Here is an 18,546-nt window from a genome sequence, read left to right as displayed (position 1 = left end):
GTTCAATCATAGACTACGGAGGATTGGCGAAACTGGTAATATCGACCCTGTTTCGCCATCAATTCGTCATGATTTCCACTTTCAATAATTTGACCATTATCCATCACTACGATTTGGTTGAAATCAGCCAAACCGCGCAGGCGATGGGTGATCATTAATACGGTTTTATTTACCGTCACGTTATTCAGCAGCGTTAAAATTTGCTGTTCGGTTTCGGCGTCCAGCCCTTCCGTTGGCTCATCAAGCAACATCATCGGCGCATCATGGAGCAGGGCGCGGGCAATCGCCAGACGACGCAACTCTCCGCCGGAAAGCTGGCGGCCGCCTTCGCCCAGCCAGCTGTTTAAGCCGCTGTCTTCCAAAAGCTTATCAAGACCCACCAGGCGCAGCGTATCGGCAAGCCGCGCGTCGCTGACCTGCGGCGCGGCAAGCAGCAGGTTATCGCGCAGTGTGGCGCTAAACAAATGTACGCGCTGCGGCACCACGCTCATGCTGGCGCGCAACGCGTCTTCGCTGTAATGCGTCAGCGGGCGGCCTGCAAGCGTGATTTCGCCAGACTGCGGGTCCCAGGCGCGGGTAAGCAACTGCAACAGCGTTGATTTACCGCAGCCGGTGCGGCCCAGCAGCGCCACGCGCTCCCCGGCGTTCAGGGTCAATGACACCTGATTGAGCGCCGGTTGCGCCTGCTGAGAGTAACGGAAACTCACGTTATTGAATTGGACAGCCGTCTGCTCTGGCGCGGCAATTGTCGCGTCAGTAAAGGTGACGTCAGGTTGCTGTTCAGTCAGTTGCGTCACGCGCAACGCGCTGGCGATCACCTGGCCTAAATGCTGGAATGCGCCTGTCACCGGGGCCAGCGCTTCAAACGCCGCCAGCGCACAGAACACGAACAGCGCAATCAGCGCGCCAGGCTGAGTATTGCCGCCCACGCCGCCCGCCGCCATCCACAGCATCAGCACCACGGTCATGCCGCTAATCAGCATCATCACGCCCTGCGACAGAGCCGTCAGCCCCGCCTGGCGGCGCTGGGCTTCCTGCCACTCGCTTTCCGTGGTGTCCAGCGTCTCGCGATAGCGATCGGCGGCATTGAAAATGGTCAGCTCCGCATGACCAATCAGCCATGCCGTTAATTGTTGGCGATACTGCGCACGCAGCGAGGTGAGCGCTTCGCCAGTCCCTTTACCGGCGCGATAGAACAGCGGAGGCAGCAGCAGTACGGTCAGGAACATAATTCCGCCAAGCGTCATCGCCAGCGTCACGTCCAGCACCGACAGCCCAACGGCAACCACCAGAATCACTACCAGCGCCCCCACCAGCGGCGAAATCACCCGCAGATAGAGATGGTCGAGCGTGTCCACGTCTGCCACCAGGCGATTAAGCAACTCGCCCTGGCGAAAACGGGCAATGCCGGAAGGGGAGAGCGGCAGCACTTTGGTAAAGGTGTACACCCGCAGATGGGCCAGCACCCGGAACGTGGCGTCATGGCTCACCAGGCGCTCGAAATAACGCCCCGCAGTACGGGTGATCGCCGCGCCGCGCACCCCGGCGGCGGGCAACATGTAGTTAAAGCTGTAAACCCCGGCCACCCCCACTACGGCGGAGGCGGATAAGAACCAGCCAGACAGCGTCAGCAAACCGATGCTGGCCAACAGGGTAATAATCGCCAGCACCACGCCGAGGCTGAGCATCCATTTATGACGCTTATACAGCGCCAGGTAGGGAATCAACGCGCGCATTTAAATTTCCTCCTGACGATGGGCGAGCAACGCGGCAAAGTGACTATTAGCACTGGCGAGCATGTCGAAACGACCCTGTTCGACGATATGGCCGTTACGCATCACCCAGATCTCATCCCACTCGCTGATGTAATCGAGCTGATGGGTTACCAGCAATGCGCTTTGGTTGCGCGACGCCGCGTTAAGCGCCTGCATGACTTTCATTTCGCTATGGGCGTCAAGGCTGGCGGCGGGTTCATCCAGCATCAACAGTTTGCATGGCGTCAATAACGCGCGCGCCACGGCGACGCGCTGGGCTTGCCCCACGGATAAACCTGCGCCCTGGTCGCCAATCGGCGTGTCGATGCCCTGGGGTAACTGCGCGATAAACTCGTTAACCGAGGCGTTCTCCAGCGCGTTTTGCAGCGCGTGCTCGCTGGCATCAGGGGCGGAAAGCAGCACGTTGTCGCGCAGCGTGGCGGCAGGCAACTGGGGATTTTGCCCCACCCAGCTTAAAACCTCGCGCCAGGCCTGCGGATCGAGATCGCGCAGCTCAATATCATTGACCGTCAGCGAGCCCTCATAAGGCAAAAAGCCCGACAGAACATTGAGCAACGAACTCTTACCCGCGCCGCTTTGCCCGACGATGGCGACTCGCTGGCCCGCACCAAGCGTAAAGGTGAGCGGGCCCGCCAGCGCACTGCCTTCCGGTGAAAGCACGATCAAATTATGGGCGCGCAGTGTGATCGGGTCGTTATTGCTGAGCTTAAAGGTGCCGCGCGTCGCGCTTTGTAGCGGCGATTCGAGGAACGTTTTCAGGCTATCCGCCGCGCCAACCGCCTGGGCTTTCGCGTGGTAGAACGTGCCGAGATCGCGTAGCGGCTGGAAAAATTCCGGTGCCAGAATCAGCGTCAGGAAGCCTGCGAATAGCGTCACGCCGAGGCCATAGTGGCCGAAATCGAGCTCGCCCAGATAGGAAAAGCCGAAATATACCGCCACCAGCGCAATGGATAATGAGGTGAAAAACTCCAGCACGCCGGAGGACAAGAATGCCAGGCGCAGCACCTCCATGGTGCGGCGGCGGAAATCTACCGACGCTTCGCGGATATTTTCGGTTTCCGCTGCGCCACGATTAAACAGCCTCAGGGTTTCCAGACCGCGTAAGCGGTCAAGGAAGTTGCCGCTCAGACGTGCCAGCGCGGCGAAGTTACGGCGGTTCGCATCGGCAGCACCCATACCCACCATCGCCATAAACATCGGAATTAACGGCGCGGCGCATAACAAAATCAGCGCGGCGGCCCAGTTTACCGGGAAAATCACCAGCACGATTAACAGCGGAACCGCCCCTGCCAGCGCCATTTGCGGCAGATAGCGGGCATAGTAATCATGCATGTCATCAATTTGTTCAAGGATTAATGTGGCCCAACTGCCAGCGGGCTTACCGCTGATCCAGGCCGGGCCTGCTTCCTGGAGACGGTCCAGCACCAGGCGGCGCACTTCACGGCGAATATGCACCCCGGCGCGAAAGCCCACCTTTTCCCGTACCCACACCAGCCAGGCGCGCAGAATAAAAATCAGCACCAGCAGGACGAAGGGCAGCAGCAGTGCTTCCCTGGGGATGTTTTCCATGATCATGTGGTTAAGGATGCGGGCCAGAATCCAGGCCTGGGCAATGATTAACAGCCCGGTCACCACGCCCAGCAGACGCGAGAGATTCAGCCAGCGACGGGAAATTACACTTTGCTGTTTTAACCAGCGGGTCAATTCTTGTTGGCGGGATTTATTCATCGGGTTGTAAGCAGGCGAAAGTCCAGTGAACTAAGGATGTGAAAGAGCGCAGCCATGTTACAACGACAAAAAAAGAAAGGCGACTTATTCAGTCGCCTTATTTAACATACAGAATTATTTATTGTTTTCCGCCAGCCCGTCCAGGTAGCGTTCGGCATCCAGCGCCGCCATACAGCCGGTTCCGGCGGAGGTGATCGCCTGGCGATAGATGTGGTCCATCACATCGCCTGCGGCGAATACACCCGGTACGCTGGTCTGCGTGGCGTTGCCATGAATACCAGACTGAACTTTGATATAGCCGTTTTCCAGTTCCAGTTGGCCTTCGAAAATCCCGGTGTTTGGGCTGTGGCCGATGGCGACAAACAACCCGGCGACATCGATAGATTCCACGTTATCGGTGTTCAGGGTGTCGCGCAGGCGCACGCCGCTCACGCCCATCTGATCGCCCGTCACTTCTTCCAACGTGCGGTTGGTGTGCAGCACGATATTGCCGCTGGCGACTTTATCCATCAGGCGCTTGATCAGGATTTTCTCCGCGCGGAAGCTATCGCGGCGGTGAATCAAATGGACTTCAGAGGCGATGTTCGCCAGGTACAGTGCTTCTTCCACTGCGGTGTTGCCGCCGCCGATGACCGCGACTTTTTGGTTACGGTAGAAAAACCCGTCGCAGGTGGCGCAGGCGGAAACGCCGCGGCCTTTATATGCTTCTTCAGACGGCAGGCCTAAATAGCGCGCCGATGCGCCGGTGGCGATGATCAGCGCATCGCAGGTGTACTCGCCGTTATCACCGAACAGACGGAACGGTTTGTTCTGCACATCAACTTTATTAATGTGATCGAACAGAATTTCGGTTTCGAATTTGGCGGCATGCTCGTGCATGCGTTCCATGAGTGCAGGACCGGTCAGGTCGTGCGGGTCGCCAGGCCAGTTTTCCACTTCGGTAGTGGTGGTAAGCTGACCGCCTTTTTCCATACCGGTGATCAGTACCGGGTTCAGATTCGCGCGCGCTGCGTAGACCGCAGCGGTATACCCCGCAGGGCCGGAGCCTAAAATTAGCAGCTTACTGTGTTTAGCTGTGCCCATGAGGTCCTCATTGTAGTTGGCAAACAATGGGCAGGATTGTAGGGAATTTGCCGGGCTAATAAAAGAGTGCAGCGATTTTGTTAACGATATGTGTAATAGCCTAAAGCAATCTGGCGAAGGGCATTTACGCGGCCAAGTATTAGGGATTCGAATGAAATCCTGCCCGATATAAGGTGATAAAATGAGGAATAATCCCCACCCGTAATCAATATCTGGCACGTTCTACTAAAAATCGATGTTTTGCTTTGACAATCCCCTGCGCATTTGCGAAAACATTCGAGGAAGAAAAAAGCATTTGCGCGGGTAGACCCTTTTTACCTTTTTCAGCTTATGTATTTTACCGGGCAATTGAAATCTACGCATGGCGTGGACAGACGCCATGCGTGATGTCGATAGCTGCCTGACGGCAACGGGCTTCTCAATATATATACCCTAAATAATTCGCGTTGCAGGAAGGCGGCAAGTAAGAGAACGCCAGGAGCTTACATCAGTAAGTGACTGGGATGAACGAGCGCAGCCAACGCATCTGCAACGTGAAGTATGACGGGTAAAAGACCCTGGACAATGACGTTGAACGGGTAGTGGCAGGTGTAGGGAAGGAACAGAGAGAGACAATAATAATGGTAGATAGCAAGAAGCGCCCAGGCAAAGATCTCGACCGCATCGATCGTAACATTCTTAATGAGCTGCAAAAGGATGGGCGTATTTCCAACGTCGAGCTTTCTAAAAGAGTGGGACTTTCACCGACGCCTTGCCTCGAGCGTGTGCGCCGGCTTGAACGTCAGGGTTTTATTCAGGGCTATACCGCTCTGCTGAACCCACACTATTTAGACGCATCACTGCTGGTTTTCGTTGAGATTACTCTGAATCGTGGCGCGCCGGATGTGTTTGAACAATTTAACGCCGCTGTGCAAAAACTTGAAGAAATTCAAGAGTGTCATCTGGTTTCAGGCGATTTCGACTACCTGTTGAAAACGCGTGTGCCGGATATGTCTGCGTACCGTAAATTGCTTGGTGAAACCTTGCTGCGTCTGCCGGGTGTGAACGATACCCGTACCTACGTGGTAATGGAAGAAGTGAAACAGAGCAATCGTCTGGTAATTAAGACTCGCTAATGCGGAACAGGTGCAAAGTCGCTGTAGTTTGATTACACTCCTGTTAATCCATACAGCAGCAGTGCCGGGGCGACCCGGCACTGCTGTCCGTTTTAGCTCTAAGAACCTGGAGAGCCTTTCTTGAGCCAGGAATACACTGAAGACAAAGATGTTACCCTGACAAAGCTGGATAGCGGTCGTCGACTCCTGGAAGCTTTGCTCATTCTTGTTGCCCTTTTTGCCGTCTGGTTGATGGCGGCGTTACTCAGTTTTAATCCTTCCGATCCCAGTTGGTCGCAAACGGCCTGGCATGAGCCTATCCATAATTTAGGCGGCGCGCCCGGCGCCTGGCTGGCTGATACCCTGTTCTTTATTTTCGGCATTATGGCCTATACGCTGCCCGTCATTATGATCGGCGGATGCTGGTTCGCCTGGCGACATCGCGCTAATGAAGATTACATCGACTATTTCGCTGTCGCGCTGCGCCTGATCGGCGTAATGGCGCTGATCCTCACTTCCTGCGGGCTGGCGGCAATTAACGCCGACGATATCTGGTATTTCGCTTCCGGCGGGGTGCTGGGTAGCCTGTTAAGTACTGCCATGATGCCGTTGCTGAACAGCAGCGGCGGAACCATCGCGCTGCTGTGTGTCTGGGCCGCAGGGCTGACACTGTTTACCGGCTGGTCCTGGGTCGGCATCGCTGAAAAAATCGGCAGCGTGGTGTTAAGCGTATTAACCTTCGCCACCAACCGTACCCGCCGTGATAACACCTGGCAGGATGACGACGAATACGAAGACGACGAATATGAAGACGACAGTGAAGAAATCGTCGCTAAAGACTCGCGTCGTGCGCGCATTCTGCGTGGGGCACTGGCGCGCCGTAAACATTTGGCCGAGAAATTCGCAAACCCGGTAGGCCGTAAAACCGACGAAGCGTTGTTCTCCGGCAAGCGTATGGATGAACCCGACGACGTTCACTATCGCGCTGGCGGCGTTGAGCTTGACCCTGATGATGTGCTGTTCTCCGGGCAAACTGCGTTAGCCCCGGAAGAGGAAAACGATCCGCTATTAAGCGGTTATTCGGTTGTGCCGACGGCGGTACCGGCTGCTGTCCAACCTGTTGCGCCAGCTGCGGCAACCACGCCGCAGCCGGTTCAATACACCGCTGCGCCGCAACCGCAGGACCCTGTCGTTGAATGGCAGCCTGCGCCGACCACGTTAACCCCGGAAGCGACCATTGCGCCTGCGCCGGAGCACTACGATCGTGCGCCGGTAACGCCGCCGGTGGATATGCACGCCCAGCCGGCTTATCAGCCTTATCCGCAGGAGCAAAACGCGCCTTATCAACCTGCCCAGGCATGGCCTGCTGAAGACGCGCCTTATATCGCGCCAGCAGTTGAAGCCGCGCCCGCCGTTGCGCCAGAAGAACCTGCCGAGCCGGAAGTGAAGCAAACCCGCCCGCCGCTTTATTACTTTGAAGAGGTGGAAGAAAAACGCGCCCGCGAGCGTGAGCAACTGGCGGCATGGTATCAACCGATCCCGGAACCGGCCCAGCCCGTCAATGAACCGAAACCGACTGTGGCCCCGGCCATGCCAGGGGATATAGCCACGCCGCCGGATATCAAGCCGGTTGCGTCACAGGTTCAGGCGGCCACGCAGGCGGCTACCGCTGCGGCGGCATTTACCCCGGTATTCAGCATTGCCAGCGACGCGCCGCGCGCTCAGGTGAAAGAGGGCATTGGCCCGCAATTGCCACGCCCGAATCGCGTTCGCGTGCCGACGCGCCGCGAGCTGGCCTCATACGGCATCAAACTGCCTTCCCAGCGAATGGCGGAACAGCAGGCGCGTCATGCGCAACAACCGCTTAGTGACGATGAAGCGGATGCGCAGCAGCAGGATGAACTGGCCCGTCAGTTTATGGCGCAGCAACAACAGCGCTATCAGGAAGAAGACGACCTGCCGCAGGAGATGGGTGATACCGACGACGAACAGGCGGAACTGTCGCGTCAATTTGCCGCACAGCAGCAGCAGCGCTATGCGGGTGAACAGCCGTCCGGGGCTATGCCGTTCTCACTGGACGATTTCTCACCGATTAAAGCGCTGGTGGATGATGGCCCAAGCGAGCCGTTGTTTATGCCGAGCCCGGTGGTGGATGAGCCTCAGGTAGCTCAGCCGCAACAGACGTATCAGCAGAACCCGGCGTACGCCGCGCCGCAACAGCCTATGCAGCAACAGCATCCGGCTTACGCCGCGCCAGCGCAGCCGCAGCAGCCCGTGCAGCAACAGCATCCGGCTTACGCCTCGCCAGCACAGCCGCAGCAGCCCATGCAGCAACAGCATCCGGCTTACGCTGCGCCAGTACAGCCGCCGCAGCCCGTTGAGCCGCCGCGTGAGAGCCTGATCCATCCGTTATTAATGCGTAACGGCGACAGCCGTCCGTTGCAGAGACCGTCAACGCCGTTACCGTCGCTTGATCTGTTAACGCCGCCGCCAGCTGAAGTTGAACCGGTCGATACCTTCGCGCTGGAGCAAATGGCGCGCCTGGTTGAAGCGCGCCTGGCGGATTTCCGTATCAAAGCTGACGTCGTGAACTACTCACCCGGCCCGGTGATCACCCGTTTCGAGCTGAACCTTGCGCCGGGCGTCAAGGCGGCGCGGATCTCTAACTTGTCGCGCGACCTGGCGCGTTCGCTCTCTACCGTAGCGGTGCGCGTGGTGGAAGTGATCCCCGGCAAGCCTTACGTGGGTCTGGAGCTGCCGAACAAAAAGCGCCAGACGGTATATCTGCGAGAAGTGCTGGATAACGCTAAATTCCGTGACAACCCGTCACCGCTGAGCGTGGTATTAGGTAAAGATATCGCGGGCGATGCGGTCGTGGCCGATCTGGCGAAAATGCCTCACCTGTTGGTGGCGGGTACTACCGGTTCCGGTAAATCCGTGGGGGTCAACGCCATGATCCTCAGCATGCTGTATAAAGCCACGCCGGAAGAAGTGCGCTTTATCATGATCGACCCAAAAATGCTGGAACTCTCGGTCTATGAAGGTATTCCGCATCTACTGACCGAAGTGGTCACCGATATGAAAGACGCGGCCAACGCTCTGCGCTGGAGCGTCAATGAGATGGAACGCCGCTACAAACTGATGTCGGCACTGGGCGTGCGTAACCTCGCCGGTTATAACGAGAAAATCCTCGAAGCCGAACGCATGGGTCGCCCGATCCCGGATCCCTACTGGAAACCGGGCGACAGCATGGACGCCACCCATCCGGTACTGGAAAAACTGCCGTACATCGTGGTGCTGGTAGACGAATTTGCCGACCTGATGATGACGGTAGGTAAAAAAGTCGAAGAGCTGATTGCCCGTCTGGCGCAAAAAGCCCGTGCAGCAGGTATTCACCTGGTGCTGGCGACTCAGCGTCCTTCGGTGGATGTGATTACCGGTCTGATTAAGGCCAACATCCCGACCCGTATCGCCTTTACCGTGTCGAGCAAAATCGACTCGCGCACCATTCTTGACCAGGGTGGCGCAGAATCGCTGTTGGGCATGGGTGATATGCTGTATTCCGGCCCCAACTCTACCAGCCCGGTGCGTGTTCACGGCGCGTTTGTGCGTGATCAGGAAGTGCATGCGGTGGTACAGGACTGGAAAGCGCGTGGTCGACCACAGTATGTTGACGGCATCACCTCTGACAGCGAAAGCGAAGGCGGCGGCAGTGGACTGGACGCTGGCGAAGAGCTGGATCCGCTGTTCGATCAGGCGGTGTCGTTCGTGGTAGAGAAACGTAAAGCCTCTATCTCCGGCGTACAGCGTCAGTTCCGTATCGGGTACAACCGCGCGGCGCGCATTATTGAGCAGATGGAAATGCAGGGCATCGTCAGCGAGCAGGGCCACAACGGCAACCGCGAAGTGCTGGCTCCGCCGCCGTTCGATTAACACACCGGCACTTTACCGTTCTGCAAAGATCGGTAAAGTGCTGAAAATCAGCTTTTTCTTCTTTCGGGATCGCGGCTGCCAGCGCTACAGTTAACGACACCTGTTGCCCGTGTCGGGCCTGGCGCATGTTGAGGAATCATAAAAAATGAAAAAAATTGCAATGACCTGCGCGCTTGTTGCGGCGTTCGCCACCAGCTCGGTTTGGGCGGATGCAGCGAGCGATTTAAAAAGCCGTCTGGATAAAGTCGGCAGCTTCCACGCCAGCTTTACCCAAAAAGTGACCGACGGCAGCGGCGCTGCGGTTCAGGAAGGCCAGGGCGATCTGTGGGTTAAACGCCCGAACCTGTTTAACTGGCATATGACCCAGCCGGATGAAAGTGTGCTGGTTTCTGATGGTAAAACGCTGTGGTTCTATAATCCTTTTGTTGAGCAGGTGAGCGCGACCTGGCTGAAAGACGCCACCGGTAATACACCATTTATGCTGATCGCCCGTAACCAGGCCAGCGACTGGCAGCAGTACAATATCAAGCAAAGCGGCAATGATTTTATTCTGACGCCAAAAACCAGCGCGGGTAATCTAAAGCAGTTTACGGTTAACGTTAGCCCGGATGGCACCATCCATCAGTTCAGCGCCGTGGAGCAAGACGATCAGCGCAGCAGCTACCAGCTGAAGTCCCAGCAGAACGGCGCGGTTGATATGAGCAAGTTTAGGTTCACACCGCCACAGGGCGTTACCGTGGACGACCAACGTAAATAGAGGTGTGAGTGGGTAACCTGTCGCTCGACTTTTCTGATAACGCTTTTCAACCTCTGGCCGCGCGTATGCGGCCAGAAAATTTAGCGCAGTACATCGGGCAGCAGCATCTGCTGGCTCCCGGCAAACCGCTGCCGCGCGCGATTGAAGCAGGCCACCTGCATTCAATGATCCTCTGGGGGCCGCCAGGCACCGGGAAAACCACCCTTGCCGAAGTGATTGGCCGCTACGCTAATGCGGATATTGAGCGCATATCAGCGGTGACGTCAGGCGTGAAAGAGATCCGCGAAGCGATTGAACGTGCCCGGCAAAATCGCAACGCCGGACGGCGCACCATTCTGTTTGTCGATGAGGTGCACCGCTTCAATAAAAGCCAGCAGGACGCGTTTCTGCCGCATATTGAAGATGGCACCATTACCTTTATCGGCGCTACCACCGAAAACCCCTCGTTTGAACTGAATTCGGCGCTGTTATCACGGGCCCGCGTTTACCTGTTGAAATCCCTGACGACAGAAGATATTGAGCTGGTTTTAGACCAGGCGATGAATGACGCGAAACGCGGTTACGGCGGCCAGGACATCATATTGCCGGACGATACGCGCCGGGCGATTGCCGAACTGGTCAACGGCGACGCCCGCCGTGCGCTTAATACGCTGGAGATGATGGCGGATATGGCGGAGCTGGATGATTCCAGCAAGCGGGTGCTGAAGGCGGAATTGCTCACCGAAATCGCAGGCGAACGCAGCGCGCGGTTTGATAACAAAGGCGACCGGTTTTATGACCTGATTTCCGCCCTGCATAAATCGGTACGCGGCTCGTCGCCGGATGCTGCGCTGTACTGGTATGCACGGATCATTACCGCAGGCGGCGATCCGTTGTACGTGGCGCGCCGCTGTCTGGCGATTGCCTCTGAAGATGTCGGCAATGCCGATCCGCGCGCCATGCAGGTGGCGATTTCCGCCTGGGACTGTTTTACCCGCGTTGGCCCGGCGGAAGGGGAAAGGGCGATTGCCCAGGCGATCGTCTACCTGGCCTGCGCGCCGAAAAGTAACGCCGTCTATACCGCATTCAAAGCCGCGTTATCTGATGCGCGCGACCGCCCTGACTATGATGTTCCGGTTCATTTACGCAACGCCCCGACCAGGCTGATGAAAGACATGGGTTATGGTGAAGAGTACCGTTATGCCCATGATGAGCCCAATGCTTACGCCGCCGGAGAAGTCTATTTTCCGCCTGAAATGGCACAAACACGCTATTACCGGCCGACAAACAGAGGTCTTGAAGGGAAAATTGGCGAAAAGCTCGCCTGGCTTACTGAACAGGATCAGAAAAGCCCCACAAAACGCTACCGCTAATGCAGGCGTTGCGGTAAGGTTATCAGGACTCCAGGTGGCCGCAGGCTGTGGCCACTTTCTCCCTTTCAATTCGATAAGCACAGGATAAGCATGCTCGATCCCAATCTGCTGCGTACCGAGCCAGACGCAGTCGCAGAAAAACTGGCACGCCGGGGCTTTAAGCTGGACGTAGATAAGCTGCGCGCTCTTGAAGAGCGTCGTAAAGTTTTGCAGGTCAACACGGAAAATCTGCAGGCTGAGCGTAACTCGCGATCGAAATCCATCGGCCAGGCCAAAGCGCGTGGGGAAGATATCGAGCCGCTACGCATGGAAGTGAATAAACTGGGTGAAGAGTTAGATGCGGCGAAAGCCGAACTGGAAACGTTGCTGAATGAAATTCGCGATATCGCGCTGGCTATTCCCAACATCCCGGACGACAGCGTACCGGTGGGTAAAGACGAGCATGATAACGTTGAAGTCAGCCGCTGGGGTACGCCTCGCCAGTTCGATTTCGAGATCCGCGATCACGTCACCCTCGGTGAAATGCATGGCGGACTGGATTTTGCGAACGCGGTTAAACTGACCGGCTCACGCTTTGTCGTGATGAAAGGCCAGATTGCGCGTCTGCATCGCGCCCTCGCGCAATTTATGTTAGATCTCCATACCGAAGAGCACGGCTACAGCGAAAACTATGTACCGTATCTGGTTAACCACGCCACTCTGTACGGAACCGGGCAGTTGCCAAAATTTGCCGACGACCTGTTCCACACTCGTCCGCTGGAAGAAGAAGCGGACAGCAGCAACTATGCGCTGATCCCGACGGCGGAAGTGCCGTTGACCAACCTGGTGCGTGACGAGATCCTCGAAGAAGAATCGCTGCCGCTGCGCATGACCGCGCATACGCCGTGTTTCCGTTCAGAAGCGGGTTCTTACGGTCGCGATACCCGTGGTCTGATCCGTATGCACCAGTTCGATAAAGTCGAAATGGTTCAGATCGTGCGTCCGGAAGACTCTATGGATGCGCTGGAAGAGATGACCGGCCACGCCGAGAAAGTTCTCCAGTTGCTGGGTCTGCCGTACCGCAAAGTGCTGCTGTGCACCGGCGATATGGGCTTCGGCGCATGCAAAACCTACGATCTGGAAGTGTGGGTGCCAGCGCAGGATACATACCGCGAAATCTCTTCCTGTTCTAACGTATGGGATTTCCAGGCTCGCCGTATGCAGGCGCGCTGCCGTACCAAAACCGATAAAAAACCGCGTCTGGTTCATACCCTGAACGGTTCTGGTCTGGCGGTTGGCCGTACCCTGGTGGCGGTAATGGAAAACTATCAGCAGGCCGATGGGCGTATCGCCATTCCTGACGTGCTGAAGCCGTACATGAAAGGTCTGGAATTTATCGGTTAATCACCGAGCCAGATAAAAAGCGCCCTCAGGGCGCTTTTTTATGCCGTTTATTTCCCTTTCAGGGAATCGTAACTGGTCATTAAATTGCGATAATCAGGAATATGATTGGAAAACAGCGTCGCCAGACCTTCCACGTCGTTGCGCCAGTCGCGGTGCAATTCACAGGCAACGCCAAACCAGGTCATTAACTGCGCCCCCGCCTGAGACATTCGATCCCAGGCAGAAAGCCGGGTCAGCTCGTTGAATGTTCCCGATGCGTCTGTCACCACAAATACATCAAATCCCTCTTCAATCGCCGATAGCGCCGGAAAGGCCACACACACTTCTGTCACCACGCCAGCAATAATCAGCTGCTTTTTTCCGGTGGCCTTTACGGCGTTAACAAAGTCTTCGTTATCCCAGGCGTTGATATTCCCCGGACGTGCAATATAGGGCGCATCCGGAAACTGCGCTTTCAGTTCCGGCACCAGCGGGCCGTTAGGGCCGGTTTCAAAGCTGGTGGTCAGGATAGTCGGCAAATTAAAGTATTTCGCGAGATCGCCGAGTGCCAGAACGTTGTTTTTGAATTTATCGGGTTCGATATCCCGGACGAGGGAAAGCAATCCGGCCTGATGATCGACAAGCAAAACAGCCGCTTCATTTTTATCGAGACGAACGTAAGCTTTACTCATTTGTGGTTACCTTTGCAGGGTGGGATAAAAGCGCATCGTCACTAAGAATAGATTAAAAATCGCGCAGTCGGAGACGCTGCGGCTTCGATGAAATTTTTCGACTGAATTATCTTGTTATGGCTTTTAAAAAAGCCATGAAAACAAGGTGATAACTCTAAAAGCGTTATAAACATTGATAAGCTAAATGAATAACTTATATCGACATCGTTAAAAGCCCATTTTGCGCTTAACGAGCCGATTGACTTTGTTTTTGGCGGTGGCATGATGCGCGTGAATTTTGAACTTCCTCACGGTTTATTCCATGTCCACGTATACCCGGCCAGTGCTGCTTCTGCTCTGTGGCCTACTTTTGTTGACCCTGGCTATCGCGGTGCTTAACACCCTGGTGCCGCTTTGGCTCGCCCATGAAAACCTGCCTACCTGGCAGGTTGGGGTGGTTAGTTCCGCCTATTTCACCGGTAATCTGCTGGGAACGTTACTGACCGGGAGCTTAATTAAGCGTTGGGGTTTTAACCGCAGCTATTATTTTGCGTCTCTGCTGTTTGCGGCGGGCTGCGTTGGCTTGGGCCTGATGGTGGGCTTCTGGAGCTGGATGACCTGGCGGTTTATTGCTGGCGTCGGTTGCGCAATGATTTGGGTAGTAGTGGAAAGCGCGCTGATGTGCAGCGGCACATCGCGCAACCGCGGTCGTCTGCTGGCGGCCTATATGATGATTTACTATGTCGGTACGGTTCTTGGCCAGATCCTGGTCAGCAAGCTTTCTACCGAGCTGATGGACGTGTTGCCGTGGGTGACTGGCTTAACGCTGGCGGCAATTTTACCGCTGCTGTTTACCCGTATCGTGAACCGGAACAGCGAGCATCAGGAAAATACCCCGGTGTGGTCGATGTTCAAGCTGCGTCAGGCGCGTCTGGGCGTTAACGGCTGTATCATTTCGGGGATCGTGCTCGGTTCGCTGTATGGCCTGATGCCGCTGTATCTCAATCATCAGGGCGTCAGTAACGCGGGGATTGGCTTCTGGATGGCGGTGATGGTTAGCGCCGGGATTGTCGGGCAGTGGCCGATTGGCCGTCTTGCCGACCGCTTTGGCCGGCTGCTGGTGCTGCGGGTGCAGGTATTTGTGGTGATCCTCGGCTGCCTGGCGATGCTGAGCAATGCGGCGATGGCCCCCGCGCTGTTTATCCTCGGTGCGGCGGGTTTTACCGTCTACCCGGTGGCGATGGCCTGGGCCTGTGAAAAAGTCGAGCACCATCAACTGGTATCGATGAACCAGGCGCTGTTATTGAGCTATACCATCGGCAGCCTGCTGGGCCCGACGCTGACCGCGATGCTGATGCAGAAGTATTCTGACAATTTGCTGTTTATCATGATCGCCAGCGTGTCGTTCGTTTATTTGCTGATGCTGTTGCGCAAAGCCGGCCAGCATCCGACTCCGGTGGTGCATGCCTGAAATGAAAAACCCCCGATTTGCGTCGGGGGTTTTTGGTTAACTGCGGCGGATGTTAGTACATCACTTTGTGACCGTACTGCTCCAGAATCCCTTTCACCCGCTCCATGGTCTCTTTTTTCGGTGGTTTCACGCCATCCAGCTTGTACTCTTCGCCCATCGCCACCCATTTGTGCTTGCCCAGCTCGTGGTAGGGCAGTAATTCGATTTTCTCAATATTGCCCATCTCGCGGGTAAACTCGCCGAGGCGATGTGCAGAGTCATCATCGTCTGACCAACCCGGCACCACTACATAGCGAATCCAGGTTTTAATCCCTTTATTGGCGATGTAGCGGGCGAATTCCAGGGTGCGATGGTTGGAAACACCCACCAGGTTCTGATGGATTTCGTCGTTCATTTGCTTCAGGTCCAGCATCACCAGATCGGTGACTTCCAGCAATTCATCCACCACCGGGTCATAACGGCGCACAAAGCCGTTGGTGTCCAGGCAGGTATGGATACCTTCTTTATGACAGGCGCGGAACCAGTCGCGCACGAATTCGGCTTGCAGCATGGCTTCGCCGCCGGATGCTGTCACACCGCCGCCGGACGCGTTCATAAAGTGGCGGTAGGTAACGACCTCTTTCATCAGTTCGTCGACGGTGATTTCTTTACCGCCGTGGGTATCCCAGGTATCGCGGTTATGGCAATACAGGCAGCGCATCAGGCAGCCCTGAAAGAAGGTAATGAAGCGAATGCCCGGGCCGTCAACGGTCCCGCAGGATTCAAAGGAGTGTATGCGACCAATAACTGACATTGCGGTGTTTTCTCCAGATGTGGCCCATCCGGGGCCTGTGTGCGCACAACTCATAAAGGTTGTGTCGAGTCTGTTTTGGCAGTCATCCATCTTAGTATAGATAGCTGGCAAAGCAGGCTGTGGGGCGGGGCAGTAACTGTTAAAAAGGCCCCACGGATGTGGAGCCTTTATTGTACGCTTATTCAGCCAGACAGTGAATTACATGGTCTGAGTGAAGGTACGGGTAATAACGTCCTGCTGCTGTTCTTTAGTCAGGGAGTTAAAACGTACCGCATAACCAGAAACGCGGATGGTCAGCTGCGGATATTTTTCCGGGTTTTCCATCGCATCAAGCAGCATTTCACGGTTCATCACGTTCACGTTCAGGTGCTGACCCCCTTCGATGGACGCTTCATGGTGGAAGTAACCATCCATCAGGCCTGCCAGGTTGGTTTTACGCACTTCGTCGTCTTTACCCAGCGCATTCGGAACGATAGAGAAGGTGTAAGAGATACCATCTTTAGCGTAAGCGAACGGAAGTTTAGCAACGGAAGTCAGAGAGGCAACCGCACCTTTCTGGTCACGACCGTGCATCGGGTTAGCACCCGGTCCGAACGGAGCGCCAGCGCGACGGCCATCCGGGGTGTTACCCGTTTTCTTACCATAAACCACGTTAGAGGTGATGGTCAGAACAGACTGGGTCGGGATAGCGTTGCGGTAAGTAGTCAGTTTCTGGATTTTCTTCATGAAACGTTCTACCAGGTCAACCGCCAGGTCATCCACGCGAGCGTCGTTGTTACCGAACTGCGGGTATTCGCCTTCGATTTCGAAGTCAACAGCCAGGCCGTCTTCGTCACGAATCGGTTTAACTTTCGCGTACTTGATTGCTGACAGGGAGTCAGCGGCGACGGACAGACCGGCGATACCACACGCCATAGTGCGGATAACGTCACGGTCATGCAGCGCCATCAAAGAGGCTTCGTAGCTATACTTGTCGTGCATGTAGTGGATGATGTTCAGCGCGGTCACGTACTGCTTAGCCAGCCAGTCCATGAAGTGATCCATGCGATCCATGACTTCGTCGAATTTCAGCACGTCTGCTTTGATTGGCTCAGATTTCGGGCCAACCTGCATTTTCAGTTTTTCGTCCACGCCGCCGTTGATAGCATACAGCATGGTTTTCGCGAGGTTTGCACGCGCGCCGAAGAACTGCATTTGCTTACCAACAACCATCGGGCTAACGCAGCAAGCGATCGCGTAGTCGTCGTTGTTGAAGTCAGGACGCATCAGATCGTCGTTCTCGTACTGCAGAGAAGAGGTATCAATGGAGACTTTCGCAGCGAATTTTTTGAAGTTCAGCGGCAGTTTTTCAGACCACAGAATCGTGATGTTCGGCTCCGGAGACGGGCCCATAGTGTACAGAGTGTTCAGGAAACGGAAGCTGGTTTTGGAAACCAGAGTACGGCCGTCAACGCCCATACCGCCGATGGATTCGGTTGCCCAGATCGGGTCCCCGGAGAACAGCTCATCGTATTCCGGGGTACGCAGGAAGCGCACCATACGCAGTTTCATCACCAGGTGGTCGATCATTTCCTGCGCTTCGGCTTCAGTGATTTTGCCTGCTTTCAGGTCGCGTTCGATGAACACGTCCAGGAAAGTAGACACACGACCGAAGGACATTGCCGCGCCGTTTTGGGATTTCACTGCAGCCAGGTAGCCGAAGTAAGTCCACTGTACCGCTTCTTGCGCGTTGGTCGCCGGGCCAGAGATATCGCAGCCATATTTCGCCGCCATTTCTTTGATTTGACCCAGTGCGCGGTGCTGTTCAGCGATTTCTTCACGCAGACGGATAGTCGCTTCCAGGTTTACGCCGTTTTCCAGATCGGATTGCAGAGACAGGAACTGCGCATATTTGTCTTTCATCAGGAAGTCGATACCGTACAGCGCAACGCGACGGTAGTCACCGATGATACGGCCACGGCCATAGGCATCCGGCAGACCGGTCAGCACGCCAGATTTACGGCAGTTCAGGATGTCTTTGGTGTAGACATCGAATACGCCCTGGTTGTGGGTTTTACGGTATTCGGTGAAGATTTTTTTCAGCGCCGGGTCCAGCTCGCGGTTGTACGCTTTGCAGGAACCTTCAACCATTTTGATGCCACCGAACGGGATAATCGCACGTTTCAGCGGAGCATCAGTTTGCAGGCCAACGATCTTCTCAAGGCTCTTGTTGATGTAGCCAGCGTCATGAGAAGTGATGGTAGAAGCCAGGTCGGTATCGAAATCAACTGGCGCATGAGTGCGGTTTTCCAGTTTGATGCCTTCCATAACTTTATCCCACAGGGAAGTGGTCGCTTCCGTGGCGTCGGCCAGGAAGGATTCGTCACCTTCATACGGGGTATAGTTTTTCTGGATGAAGTCACGGACGTTAACTTCATTCTGCCAGTCACCTTTGGCAAAACCTTCCCAGGCTGTGGCTAACTTTTCATTAAGTTCAGACATTTAACACCTACCTTCTTAAGTGGATTTTTTCTTACTGCCCGAGTCG

The 18,546-nt window shown here is 55.6% G+C and carries 12 protein-coding genes; 6 read left to right on the top strand and 6 right to left on the bottom strand.

Annotated elements, in window-relative coordinates; genetic code table 11:
* Positions 1-2: 2 nt before the first annotated feature.
* The 3 genes from cydC to trxB all read right to left on the bottom strand — a co-directional run bounded on the left by cydC (position 3) and on the right by trxB (position 4,586).
* On the bottom strand, positions 3-1,736 hold the full coding sequence (gene cydC, locus ACVV26_RS14105; protein WP_474797759.1) for a heme ABC transporter ATP-binding protein/permease CydC: 1,734 nt from the start codon (positions 1,734-1,736) through the stop codon (positions 3-5).
* On the bottom strand, positions 1,737-3,503 hold the full coding sequence (gene cydD, locus ACVV26_RS14100) for a heme ABC transporter permease/ATP-binding protein CydD (protein ID WP_474797757.1): 1,767 nt from the start codon (positions 3,501-3,503) through the stop codon (positions 1,737-1,739).
* A 114-nt stretch (positions 3,504-3,617) separates the two neighbouring features.
* Positions 3,618-4,586, bottom strand: coding sequence for a thioredoxin-disulfide reductase (trxB, locus tag ACVV26_RS14095; RefSeq protein WP_312978658.1), 969 nt, complete (start codon positions 4,584-4,586; stop codon positions 3,618-3,620).
* A 620-nt stretch (positions 4,587-5,206) separates the two neighbouring features.
* Between trxB and lrp the strand changes: the two genes are divergently transcribed.
* The 5 genes from lrp to serS all read left to right on the top strand — a co-directional run bounded on the left by lrp (position 5,207) and on the right by serS (position 13,105).
* Entirely contained in the window at positions 5,207-5,701 is a 495-nt protein-coding gene (gene lrp, locus ACVV26_RS14090; protein WP_000228469.1) for a leucine-responsive transcriptional regulator Lrp, read from the top strand.
* A gap of 120 nt (positions 5,702-5,821) precedes the next feature.
* Positions 5,822-9,613: a DNA translocase FtsK gene (gene ftsK, locus ACVV26_RS14085; protein WP_474797755.1), complete on the top strand. Its 3,792-nt coding sequence runs from the start codon at positions 5,822-5,824 to the stop codon at positions 9,611-9,613.
* 145 nt (positions 9,614-9,758) lie between these two features.
* Positions 9,759-10,370: an outer membrane lipoprotein periplasmic chaperone LolA gene (lolA, locus tag ACVV26_RS14080; RefSeq protein WP_474797753.1), complete on the top strand. Its 612-nt coding sequence runs from the start codon at positions 9,759-9,761 to the stop codon at positions 10,368-10,370.
* An 8-nt stretch (positions 10,371-10,378) separates the two neighbouring features.
* Positions 10,379-11,722 carry a replication-associated recombination protein A gene (locus tag ACVV26_RS14075; RefSeq protein WP_474797751.1) on the top strand — a complete coding sequence of 448 codons (1,344 nt, stop codon included), beginning with the start codon at positions 10,379-10,381 and terminating at the stop codon, positions 11,720-11,722.
* Between the two features lie 90 nt (positions 11,723-11,812).
* Positions 11,813-13,105 (top strand): serine--tRNA ligase, encoded by a 1,293-nt coding sequence (serS, locus tag ACVV26_RS14070; protein ID WP_474797749.1) that lies wholly within the window; start codon positions 11,813-11,815, stop codon positions 13,103-13,105.
* Positions 13,106-13,152: 47 nt separating this feature from the next.
* On the opposite strand, the gene ycaC is transcribed toward serS, so the two are convergent.
* Positions 13,153-13,776: an isochorismate family cysteine hydrolase YcaC gene (gene ycaC, locus ACVV26_RS14065; RefSeq protein WP_474797747.1), complete on the bottom strand. Its 624-nt coding sequence runs from the start codon at positions 13,774-13,776 to the stop codon at positions 13,153-13,155.
* A 301-nt stretch (positions 13,777-14,077) separates the two neighbouring features.
* Between ycaC and ACVV26_RS14060 the strand changes: the two genes are divergently transcribed.
* Complete coding sequence (locus tag ACVV26_RS14060) at positions 14,078-15,226, top strand: MFS transporter (RefSeq protein WP_474797745.1); 1,149 nt, start codon at positions 14,078-14,080, stop codon at positions 15,224-15,226.
* A 52-nt stretch (positions 15,227-15,278) separates the two neighbouring features.
* Here ACVV26_RS14060 and pflA read toward each other — a convergent pair whose 3' ends face one another.
* Positions 15,279-16,019: a pyruvate formate lyase 1-activating protein gene (gene pflA / locus ACVV26_RS14055; RefSeq protein WP_312978671.1), complete on the bottom strand. Its 741-nt coding sequence runs from the start codon at positions 16,017-16,019 to the stop codon at positions 15,279-15,281.
* Between the two features lie 198 nt (positions 16,020-16,217).
* Positions 16,218-18,500, bottom strand: coding sequence for a formate C-acetyltransferase (gene pflB, locus ACVV26_RS14050; RefSeq protein ID WP_474797743.1), 2,283 nt, complete (start codon positions 18,498-18,500; stop codon positions 16,218-16,220).
* Positions 18,501-18,546 lie beyond the last annotated feature (46 nt).

This window comes from Atlantibacter sp. MEI4A-1023, from assembly GCF_056155425.1.
This window is presented reverse-complemented; position numbering and strand designations above follow the sequence as displayed.

What these genes read in the sequence shown, in the direction of transcription:
- cydC (WP_474797759.1), bottom strand. Translation starts at nt 1,736, where the DNA reads ATGCGCGCGTTGATTCCCTACCTGGCGCTGTATAAGCGTCATAAATGG.
- pflB (WP_474797743.1), bottom strand. Translation starts at nt 18,500, where the DNA reads ATGTCTGAACTTAATGAAAAGTTAGCCACAGCCTGGGAAGGTTTTGCC.
- ycaC (WP_474797747.1), bottom strand. Translation starts at nt 13,776, where the DNA reads ATGAGTAAAGCTTACGTTCGTCTCGATAAAAATGAAGCGGCTGTTTTG.
- lolA (WP_474797753.1), top strand. Translation starts at nt 9,759, where the DNA reads ATGAAAAAAATTGCAATGACCTGCGCGCTTGTTGCGGCGTTCGCCACC.
- cydD (WP_474797757.1), bottom strand. Translation starts at nt 3,503, where the DNA reads ATGAATAAATCCCGCCAACAAGAATTGACCCGCTGGTTAAAACAGCAA.
- ACVV26_RS14060 (WP_474797745.1), top strand. Translation starts at nt 14,078, where the DNA reads ATGTCCACGTATACCCGGCCAGTGCTGCTTCTGCTCTGTGGCCTACTT.
- pflA (WP_312978671.1), bottom strand. Translation starts at nt 16,019, where the DNA reads ATGTCAGTTATTGGTCGCATACACTCCTTTGAATCCTGCGGGACCGTT.
- lrp (WP_000228469.1), top strand. Translation starts at nt 5,207, where the DNA reads ATGGTAGATAGCAAGAAGCGCCCAGGCAAAGATCTCGACCGCATCGAT.
- serS (WP_474797749.1), top strand. Translation starts at nt 11,813, where the DNA reads ATGCTCGATCCCAATCTGCTGCGTACCGAGCCAGACGCAGTCGCAGAA.
- trxB (WP_312978658.1), bottom strand. Translation starts at nt 4,586, where the DNA reads ATGGGCACAGCTAAACACAGTAAGCTGCTAATTTTAGGCTCCGGCCCT.